Origin of the sequence: Nonomuraea rosea (assembly GCF_039539705.1) — a bacterium.
GTDB lineage: Bacteria > Actinomycetota > Actinomycetes > Streptosporangiales > Streptosporangiaceae > Nonomuraea > Nonomuraea rosea.
The window spans coordinates 196,950-207,509 of the sequence record NZ_BAABDQ010000019.1; the positions used below are offsets into that span (position 1 = coordinate 196,950).

General features: G+C 71.4%; 9 protein-coding genes and 1 pseudogene. 4 read left to right on the top strand and 6 right to left on the bottom strand.

The features are described 5' to 3' along the window. Window positions 1-86: 86 nt before the first annotated feature. A complete protein-coding gene (locus tag ABEA43_RS36500; protein ID WP_345569158.1) occupies window positions 87-818 on the top strand; it encodes an ABC transporter ATP-binding protein in 732 nt (243 codons plus the stop codon). Further along, window positions 818-3,181, top strand: a complete 2,364-nt coding sequence (locus ABEA43_RS36505) for an ABC transporter permease (RefSeq protein WP_345569160.1) — start codon at window positions 818-820, stop codon at window positions 3,179-3,181. The genes ABEA43_RS36500 and ABEA43_RS36505 overlap by 1 nt, the downstream gene beginning before the upstream one ends. Before the next feature lie 18 nt (window positions 3,182-3,199). Here the strand turns inward: ABEA43_RS36505 and ABEA43_RS36510 are convergent, their stop codons facing one another. Together ABEA43_RS36510 and ABEA43_RS36515 are read right to left on the bottom strand one after the other, a co-directional pair. Beyond that, entirely contained in the window at window positions 3,200-4,324 is a 1,125-nt protein-coding gene (locus tag ABEA43_RS36510; RefSeq protein WP_345569161.1) for a glycosyltransferase, read from the bottom strand. After that, on the bottom strand, window positions 4,321-5,295 hold the full coding sequence (locus ABEA43_RS36515) for a glucosyl-3-phosphoglycerate synthase (protein WP_345569163.1): 975 nt from the start codon (window positions 5,293-5,295) through the stop codon (window positions 4,321-4,323). Before ABEA43_RS36515 ends, ABEA43_RS36510 begins: the two co-directional genes overlap by 4 nt. Before the next feature lie 108 nt (window positions 5,296-5,403). Between ABEA43_RS36515 and ABEA43_RS36520 the strand changes: the two genes are divergently transcribed. Together ABEA43_RS36520 and ABEA43_RS36525 are read left to right on the top strand one after the other, a co-directional pair. Continuing rightward, window positions 5,404-6,345, top strand: a complete 942-nt coding sequence (locus ABEA43_RS36520; protein ID WP_345569165.1) for a Gfo/Idh/MocA family protein — start codon at window positions 5,404-5,406, stop codon at window positions 6,343-6,345. Further along, entirely contained in the window at window positions 6,338-7,441 is a 1,104-nt protein-coding gene (locus tag ABEA43_RS36525) for a zinc-dependent alcohol dehydrogenase (protein ID WP_345569166.1), read from the top strand. Before ABEA43_RS36520 ends, ABEA43_RS36525 begins: the two co-directional genes overlap by 8 nt. Window positions 7,442-7,450: 9 nt before the next feature. Here ABEA43_RS36525 and ABEA43_RS68275 read toward each other — a convergent pair. From ABEA43_RS68275 to ABEA43_RS36540, 4 genes and pseudogenes are all read right to left on the bottom strand, one after another. Next, window positions 7,451-8,695: pseudogene (locus tag ABEA43_RS68275) on the bottom strand (MGH1-like glycoside hydrolase domain-containing protein); the annotation flags it as partial. After that, complete coding sequence (locus tag ABEA43_RS36530; RefSeq protein WP_345569168.1) at window positions 8,626-9,411, bottom strand: sugar phosphate isomerase/epimerase family protein; 786 nt, start codon at window positions 9,409-9,411, stop codon at window positions 8,626-8,628. The pseudogene ABEA43_RS68275 and the gene ABEA43_RS36530, both read right to left, overlap by 70 nt. Further along, a complete protein-coding gene (locus ABEA43_RS36535; protein ID WP_345569170.1) occupies window positions 9,408-10,277 on the bottom strand; it encodes a zinc-dependent alcohol dehydrogenase in 870 nt (289 codons plus the stop codon). The genes ABEA43_RS36530 and ABEA43_RS36535 overlap by 4 nt, the downstream gene beginning before the upstream one ends. Continuing rightward, window positions 10,223-10,441, bottom strand: a complete 219-nt coding sequence (locus ABEA43_RS36540) for a hypothetical protein (protein ID WP_345569172.1) — start codon at window positions 10,439-10,441, stop codon at window positions 10,223-10,225. Before ABEA43_RS36540 ends, ABEA43_RS36535 begins: the two co-directional genes overlap by 55 nt. Between the last annotated feature and the right edge of the window lie 119 nt (window positions 10,442-10,560).

A 10,560-nucleotide genomic window follows, 5' to 3' on the forward strand; every position in this document is an offset into this window, starting at 1 on the left:
ATGGGTGTCCGATTCATGAGGACGTCATGGGTGAGGGGTGACGGCGTCTCTGGGCGGCGGACGCGCAGTTCAGCAGGCTTGGAGACATGACAGACGTGGTGCGGCTGAACGCCGTGAGCAAGGTGTACGGGAAGGGCCAGGGCGCGGTCGCCGCCCTGCGTGAAGTCTCCGTGGGGATCCCGCGCGGCACGTTCACCGCCGTGATGGGCCCGTCGGGCTCGGGCAAGAGCACGTTCCTGCACTGCGCCGCCGGGCTCGACGTGCCGTCCGCGGGCTCGGTCCTGCTCGGCGGCACGGAGCTGGCGAACCTGGGCGAGACCGAGCTCACCGAGCTGCGCAGGCAGCGCGTCGGCTTCGTGTTCCAGGCCTTCAACCTGGTCCCCGCACTCGACGTGATCGAGAACGTGACCCTCCCGCTCCGCCTGGCCGGCGCCCGCGTGGACCGGAGCTGGCTGGCGGAGATCCTGCGCAGGGTGGGCCTCGAAGGGCGCGAGGGTCACCGGCCCGGCCAGCTCTCCGGCGGCCAGCAGCAGCGGGTCGCCATCGCCAGGGCACTGGTCACCAGGCCGGAGGTGGTGTTCGGCGACGAGCCGACCGGCGCGCTGGACACCATGACCGCCCGCGACGTGCTGCGCCTGCTGCGCGAGGTGGTGGACGGCATGGGGCAGACGGTGGTCATGGTGACCCATGACCCGCTGGCCGCCTCGTACGCCGACACCGTCCTGTTCCTGGCCGACGGCCGGATCGTGGACTCGATGACCGCCCCGACCCCCGAGAAGATCGCCGAGCGGATGACCGGGCTCGGAGCGTGGAAGTGATGATCGGATTCGCGCTGAAGACCCTGCGCCACCGCAGGGCCGCCTTCGCGGGAGCGTTCGTGGCGCTGCTGTGCGCCGCCGCGCTGGTGTCCGCCTGCCTGATGCTGCTGGAGACGGGGCTGCGCGGCACCGTCGCCCCCGAGCGGTACGCGGGCGCGCCCGCGATCGTGGCGGCCGACCAGTTCGTCCGCGAGAGCGTGGACAAGGGCGACGGTAAGACCAAGACGAAGGCCAAGCCGCTGTCCGAGCGGGCCTGGCTGCCCGCCTCCGTCGTCGCGGCGATCCAGGACACGCCGGGCGTGACGAAGGTGGTCACCGAGGTGACGTTCCCGTTCGGGGAGTACACCGGGCACGGCTGGGAGTCGGCCGCGCTGACCCCGTTCACGATCGCCCGGGGTCGTGAGCCGCGGGCCGACGGCGAGATCGTCGTGGACGCCCGCGCCGGGCTCGACGTGGGGGCGCGGCTGCGCGGCCAGCGGGTCGTGGGCGTCACCGCGCAGGCCCTGCCGAGCCAGGACACCGTGTTCTTCAGCACCGCGCAGGCCCGCCGGCTGGCCGGGCGTCCCGGCCAGGTCAGCGCCGCCGGCGTGTTCCCCGGGCTGGCCGCGGCTCCGCGGGGGGCCGTGCTGTACACCGGTGACGAACGCGGGCGGCTGGAGTTCCTCGACGCCGAGCAGGCGCGGGTCAAGCTGATCAGCATGGGCGGCGCGCTGGCGGGCACCTCGCTGCTGGTCGCGATCCTCGTGGTGGTGGGCACGTTCGCGCTGTCCATCCAGCAGCGCCATCGGGAGATCGCCCTGCTGCGGGCCGTGGCCGCGACGCCCAAGCAGGTCCGCGCGCTGGTCGGCGGGGAGGCACTGCTGGTCGGCGTGGCCGCCGGGGTGCTCGGCTCGGCGGCGGGCCTCGGGCTGGGCCTCTGGCTGCACTCCACGTTCGTGTCCCTGGGCGCGACCCCGGCGAACCTGCGCCTGGTCGTCAGCCCGTTCCCCGCCCTGGTCGCGCTGCCGGCCACGGTGGGCGCGGCCTGGGTCGCGGCGCGCGTCTCCGCCCGCCGCCTCACCCGGATCCGGCCCGTGGAGGCACTCGGCGAGGCCGCGCTGGACCACGGGCGGCTGCCCTGGCCACGGCTGGTGGCCGGGCTGGCGGCAGCCGCGGGCGGCGTGGTGCTCACCATCGTCCTGTCCGGGCTGAACACCGAGGCCGCGGCCACGCCGGTGACCATGCTGACCGCGCTGGTCTGGACGATCGCCCTGTCCCTGCTCGGCCCGCTGGTCGCCAGGGCCGTGGTGCGCGCGATCCCGTCGCGCGGCACCGGGGTGAGCGGCTACCTGGCCGCCAGAAGCCTGCGGGCCGCGCCGAAGGGGCTGGCGGCCGTGCTGTCACCGCTGACCCTGATGGTGGCGATGACGTGCACGATCCTGTTCGCCCAGACCACGGCGGAGCACGCGGCGCAGCAGCAGGCCGACGCGGGCAGCCTGGCCGGCCACGTGCTGCCGGGCGCGCCGCGCACGACCGCCGCCGCCCTCGCGAAGGTGCCCGGGGTCGAGGCCGTCACCCAGGTCCTGCGCACGTCGGTCAGGGTCGGCCTGGACAAGTACGCCGCCCAGGCCATCACCTACGATCCCCGCACCATCGACCTGGGGGTCGTGAGCGGGTCGATGAAGGGGTTCGGCGCGGGCTCGGTCGCGCTCAGCAGGACGGCGGCCGAAGGGCTCGGTCTCCCGGTCGGCGGTCAGGTGCGCCTCACGCTGGGCGACGGCACTCCCGCCACCCTGCGGGTCGCCGCCGTCTACAGCCGCGGCCTCGGCTTCGGCGACGTGACCCTCCCCTACGAGGTCGCCGCCGGCCACGTGGACGACCCCGCGGGCACGCTCCTGGTCGCGGCCCCCACGCTGACCACGGACGCCCTCGCCGCGGCGGCGCCCGGCGCGGTCGTGCTGGACCGGGCCCAGGCCGCCGCCGCCGGCGCCGCGAACCCGCAGGTGACGCTCACGGCTCTCGGACTGATCATCGCCTTCACCGCGATCGCCGTGGTCAACACCCTGGCCATGGCCACGTCGGGCCGGTCGAGGGAGCTGGCCGTGCTGCGCCTGGCGGGCGCCACCCGGCGTCAGATCCTGCGCATGCTGCGCATGGAGACGCTCTGCGCGGTGCTGACCTCCGTCATCGCGGGCACGGCGATCTCGTGGGCGACGCTCTCGGCGTTCGGGGCGGGGATGACGGGCTCGGCCACGCCGTACGTGCCGCCGCTGGCGTACGTCCTGGTGCTGGCCGCGGCGGGTGTCCTGGCGCTGGCCGCCACCGCCCTGCCCGCCCGCCTGGCGCTCAGGACGCGCCCGGCCGACGCCGTCTCAACCTCGTGAGCTCCGGCCGACGCCGTCTCAACCTCGTGAGCCGTCGACGACCCGCTCGTACAGCTCCAGGTAGCGGTCGGCCATCACGGACGGCGAGAAGCGGCGACGGGCCTCGCGGCGGCACTCCTCGGGGTCCAGCTCGTCCACCCGCAGGACCCACTCGGCCAGCTCCTCCTCGGTGTCGGCCAGGAAGCCGGTGCGGCCGTGCTCGATGATCTCCGGCAGGCAGCCGCGGCGCAGGCCCACCGGCGGGACGCCGAGCGCCAGGGCCTCGACGACGGCCGTTCCGCCCGGTTCGTCCCACTGGATCGGGAAGAGGGCGGCGCGGGCCGTGGCGTAGAGGTGGTCGCGGGCCGCGCCGCCCACCGCGCCGACCCACCGGACCAGCTCCTCGTCGAGGTAACGGGACACCTGGTCAAGGTGGTAGCGGACGTCCGGGTGGCTGTGCAGCGGGTGATACGGGTTCTGGGTCACCACGTCCAGCTCAGCGGCGGTGTCGCGGCCGCAGACCGGTCCTGCCAGCACCAGCGGGAGCCCGAGCTTCTGGCAGATCCTGGCCGCGACGTGCTGGCCCTTGAGCCCGCAGATGCGGCCCATGACCACCAGGTGCTCGCCCCGATCGACGCGCAGGTCGCGGTCGGCGAGCGGGGTGGCCAGGTAGACGGCCCCGAGCGAGGCCGCGCGCAGCGCCTCCGGGGCGCGGGCGAGCTGCGACTCCGAGACGCCGTTGACCGCGATCGAGGGCGGGAAGGCGCCGTAGAACTCCGGGTGCTTGTGCAGGTCCCAGTGCAGGGTGTGGAGCACGGGCGGCCCGCCGAGCGCGGACAGGACGCCGGGCCCGACGACCTCCAGGTGGTCGTGGACCAGGTCGATGTCGTCGCGGGAGCGCAGCTCGGCGGCCACGCGGGCCTGGTGCGCATGCGCGATGCCCATGACCTGGTTGTACGGCTTCTGCAGCTCGGTGAACTGACCCTCGTCATAGGCGGTGATCAGCTCGTCCACCTCGAGCGTGCTCGTGCCGACGGAGGCCAGGACCACGCTGACGCCGCGCTCGCGCAGGCACGGCACGAGGGTGGCCACCACGTTCTCGATCCCGCCGTAACCGGGAGGCGGGACCTCCAGCCACGGCCCCGCGTTCACCAGAACTCTCATGCCACGTCCTCCTCAAGCACGAGGGAGGCGAGCGGAGGTCGCTCCGCCACGGCCACGTCCACCAGGTCCGCCCGGCCCTCCAGCCCGAACTGCAGGAGCGTGTGCGCCGGCTGCTCCGAGGCCAGCACGCGGCCCTGGCGTTCGAGGCGGGACCAGGCGGTGAGCATGATCTGCCCAGCCATCCGGCCGAGCGCGGCCACCGATTGGTGGGTGTGCGCACGGTGTCCCAGGTCCACCTGTGCCATCGCGTCCAGCCCGACGAGCTGGAGCAGGTCGACGAGGAGCCCGAACTCCACTCCGTACTCGGTGACGAAGGGCACCTGTTCGAGCGCTGCGCGCCTGGCGGCGTACTCGCCGCCGAGCGGCTGGGCGAAGCCGGCCAGCTCCGGCCAGAACATGTTGAGCAACGGCCTGGCCACCAGCTCCGTCACGCGCCCGCCCGCGCCGCGCCGGACGACCCCGTCCTCGCCGGTGTACGGCCGTTCGTACGTCGCCTTGACGAAGTGGGTGTCACCGTTCACGAGGAGCGGCCCCACCAGGCCCGATATGTAATGCGCGCCGAAACTCCGCAGGTCGGCGTCCACGAACACGACGATGTCGCCGCTGGATGCCGCCAGTCCCTTCCAGAGGGCTTCTCCCTTGCCCGTCAGCGGTGGCAGGTGCGAGAGCACCTCATTCTGTGCCACCACCCGCGCGCCGGCCTCGCGCGCTCGCTCCGCCGTCGCGTCGGTGGAGTTCGAATCGACGACGACGATCTCGTCCACCAGCCCCACGCGCTCGACGAGGTCTCGGCGGATGACGGACACGATGTCGCCCACCGTGCGCTCCTCGTCACGGGCGGGTAGCACAACACTAACCGTCGTGGTGTCCTTTGCCAGCATTAAGGCATCCACCGGCCATTCGGCCGCGGTGCTCGAATGCGGGCCATACCACTCCTGGACCCTGGCCAAGGCTCGCAGATCTGTCTCCATGCAGTCAGCCCCCATCTTTTGAGGTCACGACTTCTGCCCGAATCAGACGCGTATGAACATGTTTGTTTGGTCGCGCCGCTCTGTGGCATATGCCGGGTTGTGTCCCCAATGACCCGTGTCGGCATCATAGGTGCCGGAAATGTCGCCGCCCGCCATGCAGACGTCCTGTCCGGATTCCCCGATGTAGCGATCGCTGGGATCGCCGACACGGATCCCCACAGGGCCGAGGCGCTGGCCTCGAAGCATGACACCCCCGCCTATGGCGGCCATGCAGACCTGCTCGATGCCGGCGGTCTGGATGCTGTCTACGTCTGTGTGCCGCCTTTCGCGCACGGCAACCCGGAACGTGATGTCCTGTCGTGCAACCTCCCGATTTTTGTGGAAAAACCCCTTTCGCTAGACCTCCAAACCGCAGAAATGATCGCGTCCGAAATCGAGCGGAGATCTCTTCCTTCCGCGGTCGGCCACCATTGGCGTTATCTGGACATCGTCCGGCAGGCCCGCGACCTGCTCGACGGCCGTCCCGTACGCCTCGCGCTCGGTCACTGGCTCGACAAGGTGCCCCCGGTCGGCTGGTGGCTCGACCGCACCATGTCCGGCGGCCAGATCGTCGAGCAGGCGGTCCACGTGCTCGACCTGGCGCGGCTCCTGGTGGGCGAGGTCACGATGGTGCACGCCGTACCGGCGGACGATGCGGCGGGCGACGAGGTCGATCGGGCCACGGCGGCGGTCATGCGCTTCGCCGGCGGCACGCCCGGCCTGCTCGCCACCTCCTGCCTGCTCGCCCACAAGCACCGGGTGGGCCTGGAGGTGTGCGCGGACGGCATCGCGCTGGAGCTCAGCGAGACGCGGCTGCTCGTGGACGGCGAACGCGTGATCGAGGACGACGGCCAGGCCAAGACGCGCGTGGACCGGGAGTTCGTCAACGCCGTACAAGGCAAGGACGCCGACGTACGGGTGCCGTACGGTGAGGCTCTGCGGACCCACCGGCTGGCACTGGCGCTCGCCAGGTCCGCCGCGGAGCGGAGGCCGGTGATGCTCGATGGGTGAAGTGCTCAGTATCGAAGGACCGGGAAAGGTCACGCTGGTCGAGGAGAAGCTGCCCGATCTGCCCGACGGCGGGTTCATGGTGGCGACCACGCACAGCGGCGTCTCCGCGGGCACCGAGCTCACCTATGTCAAGGGCACCAACCCCTACCTGACCGCGACCTGGGACCCGTCGCTCGGCCTGTTCACGGAGGGCGCGCCGTCGGTGGACTATCCCGTGCGCGGCATCGGCTACATGCAGGTCGGCCTGGTGGTCGAGACGCGCACGCGCGCGGTGCGGGAGGGCACGCTGGTCGCGATGGCGTACGGCCACCGCACCGCGTACGTGGCGGACCCGATGACCGACAGGTTCGTGGAGCTGCCCGAGGACATCGACCCGATGCTCGGCGTCTACGTGGCCCACATGGGCCCCATCTGCGCCAACGGTCTCCTGCACGCCGCCCACGACCTGCACGGCCCGGCCGTGCGGCACCTGGGCGACGGCGTGCGCGGCCGGCGGGTCGTGATCGTGGGCGCGGGCGTGGTCGGGCTGCTGACGGCCTGCTTCGCCATGTCCTGCGGGGCGGCCGAGGTCGTGGTGGTGGACGAGACGCCGGCCAGGCTCGCGGTCGCCGAGGCGCTCGGCGCCGGCGTCCTGGCCGCCGACGACGACCCCGCGGTGACGCTGAAGCGCCGCTGGCGGCACGGCCTCAACGACCGCGGCGCCGACGTGGTCTTCCAGTGCCGCGGCCAGGCCAGGGCCCTGGGGCTGGGGCTCAAGCTGCTGCGCCCCCAGGGCACGCTGGTCGATCTGGCCTTCTACACGGAGGGCGCGCAGGAGGTGCGGCTCGGCGAGGAGTTCCACCACAACGGGCTGACGCTGCGCTGCGCCCAGATCGGCAGGGTGCCCAGGGGCCTGGCGCACGCCTGGGACAGGGAGCGGCTCTCGCACGAGACGATCACCCTGCTCAGGGAGCGCGGCAGGTCGCTACGCCGGCACCTGATCACTGACCTCGTGGGGTTCGACGAGGCTCCCGGCCTGCTCACCGACCTCGCCACCCGCCGTCGCCAGTCCGTCCAGGCCGTGCTCTGCGATCACGTCGAGGATGAGGGCGGCTGACCAGCTGAAGTCCCGGCAGCCGTGACCGCGCAGCGTGAGCGGGTCGAAGTATTCGCGGAAGCCGGATCGGGTGACCGCGTTGACCATCTCGTTCGCGAGCGGGGCGGCCAGGTCGGGACGGCGCTCCTTGAGCCCGTGCCAGACCAGCCAGGTGAGGTTGATCCAGCTCGGGCCCCGCCAGTAGCGGGCGGGGTCGAACTCGGGGGCGGACGGGGAGAAGCTGGGCAGGATCCCGTCCTTCAGCGCGAAACGGTCGAGCGCGGTCCCGATCAGCGCGTTGACGATCTCGCGGGGCAGGCCCGGCAACATGAGCGGGGTCAGCCCGGCTGCGCTGCTCGATCGGATCAGGCAGCCGCTGAGCACGTCGCGGGCGTGGAAGAGACCGTCCTCGTAGAGGTGCTCGACCATGGCCTCGGTGATCGCGGCCGCTTCGCGCTCGTGCGGCCCGGGGTCGGCGCCGCACACCTCCGCGATCTTGGCGAGGGTGGCCTCCGCGACGCCGTACGCGGCGTTGAACAGCGGATCCTCCACCTGGAACGCGCCGGGCCTGCGGTAACCCGAGTCACGGTAGGCCCGCGCGATCGCCACGTAGCGCTCGTAGTCGCGGTCGGTGGGCCGCTCGTCGGCGCTGACCGTTTCGAGGTCCCTGCGCACGAATCCGGACGTGGCCGGCTGGACCGCCTTGAGCGGCAGGTCCCAGGCGGGGCTGTTGTCCATGCCCGACTCCCACGGATGCAGGATCGAGATCAGGCCCTCCTCCGAGCGCCTGGCCGCGCGCAGGAACGCCTGCTGCGCCACGAGCTTGGGATAGATCCTGCGCAGGAACGCCGGATCCGGCTCGGCCAGATGCGTCTTCCACGCCGCCAGCGCGTGGACGGGGGGCTGCACGATGCCGGAGGTCGCCGAGCCCGATGGCGCGCGCGACTCCCAGAACTCCGGGCCGGGGAAGTAGGCGCCCTCCGGCACCTTGGGGTTGAACACGATGTGCGGGACCCTGCCGTCGCGCCACTGGGCGCCGAACAGGCTGAGCAGCTCCGACCTGGCCCTGCGCGGCGCCCAGCGGGCGTTGCCGATCGCGATGAAGGCGGAGTCCCAGCTCCACTGGTGAGGGTAGAGACGACGGGAGGGAACCGTGTAACTGCCGTCCCAGTTGGCGACCAGGACGCGCACGGCGTCGCGGGGGATCATAGGTATTTCCTGATGAAGGCGGCGGTCTGCGGGAGGACGATCTCGGGCTCGCCGCGGAGCCGGCATTCGAGTGCGAGGTAGTCGTCGAAGCCGACGGCGTCGAGCGTGGCGAGCTGCGCGCCCCAGTCGAGGTGGCCGGTGCCCGGCTGGTTCCTGTTCGACTCGCTGATCTGCATGTGCGCGAGATAGGGGGCGGCCTCGGCCAGCGAGTGGCAGGGGTCGTCCTCCTCGATGTTCATGTGGTAGGTGTCGCCGACGACCCTGATCGAGTCCATGGCGCAGTAGGAGACCGCGTCGGCCAGCGAGTTGACCATGTGGTTCTCGTAGCGGTTGAGCGGCTCCAGCATGATCAGCACGCCGTTGCGCTGCGCGTGCTCGCCGAGGATGCCCAGCGCCTCCGCCAGCACCTCGCGGTCCTCCTCCGCGCTGCGCGGCGGCTCGAACGGCGGCAGCCGGCGCGAGAACTGTCCCCAGGAGGCGGGAGTCATGACGCCGATGCCGCCCAGCTCGGCGATCACCGTGAGCTGCGATCTGAGCTGCTGGATGGCGTCCTTGCGTTTGGCCGGGTCGAAGTCGCCGATGAAGTGCAGCATGTCCACGCAGACCGTCGGCATGACCACGCCGTCGGCGAGCGCCCGCTTGAGCTCGGTCAGGCGGCCCGCGAAGTGGAAATCGCCCTTGCCCCGCAGCTCGATCGCGTCGAACCCGGCGTCGACCGCGAACGCGAACTTCTCCTGCAGCGAGCGCCCTGGCAGAAGCTGCTCCTGTACGGCGAGCTTCACTGTGACTCCTCAAATTGGAAGACGAGTTGAAGTACCTCGGACTGGTGCTTGTCGAGCAGGTCGAATGCCTCCTGTGCCTGCTCGACGGGCATGACGTGCGAGATGAGCCGGCCGGCGTCGACCTCGCCGCGGTGGACGAGCTCCATGAACGTGCGCTGCAGCCGTTCGACGTCCCACCGGTGGGCCAGCCACGAGGCGACGCCGCCGATCTGGGAGGAGACGAGCTGGACCTGGTTGTGGTGGAACTCCTCGCCGAGCCTGAGCCCGATGCCGTCGCCCTGGTAGAAGCCGGCGGCCACGACCCTGCCGCCCTTGCGGACGGTCCTGATCGCCTCGTGCAGGCCGAGGTGGTTGCCGCTCAGCTCGATGACCGTGTCGGCGCCCTCGATGCGCTTGCGGGTGAACTCGGCCACCGAGCCCGAGGTCACGTCGAACGTCTCGGCCGCGCCGAAGTCCCTGGCCAGCTCCAGGCGGTCGGGGATGGCGTCGGCCGCGACCACCCTGGCGCCGCTGAGCACGGCCAGCCGGGTGGCGAGCAGCCCGATGACGCCCTGGCCGAAGATCGCGATCTGGTCGCCCAGATGCACGTCTGCGGCGTGCACGGCGTTGAGCGCGATGGCGCCCACCCGGGCGAAGACGCCGGTCAGGGGATCGGCGCCGGGTGGCAGCACATGGCCGACCAGCTTCTCCGCGGGGACGACCGCCTCGGCGCGGTGGCCCCAGATGCCCCAGACGAGGCTGCCGACGGGCGGATCGGCGACATCGGGCGCCGCCTCCACCACCTCGCCGACCTCCTGATAGCCCCAGCCGGTCAGCGGATAGGCGTGCGTCTGCCTTCGACGAAGAGCCGGCGCTCGGTGTCCCACTTGCTGGCGAGATAGGGATTGGTGCCGCGATAGGCGGTGAGTTCGGTGCCCGCTGAGACTCCGGAGTAGAGCGTACGGATACGTACTGAGCCCGGCACGAGATCTGCGGGCGACTCCAGGCTCACGCGGACTTGGCCTGGCTCTTCGAAGGTGATGACGCGCATTCCCCACACTTACGCTTTTTGATCAAACAAAAGTCAAAGGTTTAGTGCTTGTTTGCACACGATAGTTGCGCTTGAAACACTCTTAAGTCTACGACTTCCGTCGGAGGCGACTGATGGAA

What these genes read in the sequence shown, in the direction of transcription:
- ABEA43_RS36500 (WP_345569158.1), top strand. Translation starts at nt 87, where the DNA reads ATGACAGACGTGGTGCGGCTGAACGCCGTGAGCAAGGTGTACGGGAAG.
- ABEA43_RS36505 (WP_345569160.1), top strand. Translation starts at nt 818, where the DNA reads ATGATCGGATTCGCGCTGAAGACCCTGCGCCACCGCAGGGCCGCCTTC.
- ABEA43_RS36510 (WP_345569161.1), bottom strand. Translation starts at nt 4,324, where the DNA reads ATGAGAGTTCTGGTGAACGCGGGGCCGTGGCTGGAGGTCCCGCCTCCC.
- ABEA43_RS36515 (WP_345569163.1), bottom strand. Translation starts at nt 5,295, where the DNA reads ATGGAGACAGATCTGCGAGCCTTGGCCAGGGTCCAGGAGTGGTATGGC.
- ABEA43_RS36520 (WP_345569165.1), top strand. Translation starts at nt 5,404, where the DNA reads ATGACCCGTGTCGGCATCATAGGTGCCGGAAATGTCGCCGCCCGCCAT.
- ABEA43_RS36525 (WP_345569166.1), top strand. Translation starts at nt 6,338, where the DNA reads ATGGGTGAAGTGCTCAGTATCGAAGGACCGGGAAAGGTCACGCTGGTC.
- ABEA43_RS36540 (WP_345569172.1), bottom strand. Translation starts at nt 10,441, where the DNA reads ATGCGCGTCATCACCTTCGAAGAGCCAGGCCAAGTCCGCGTGAGCCTG.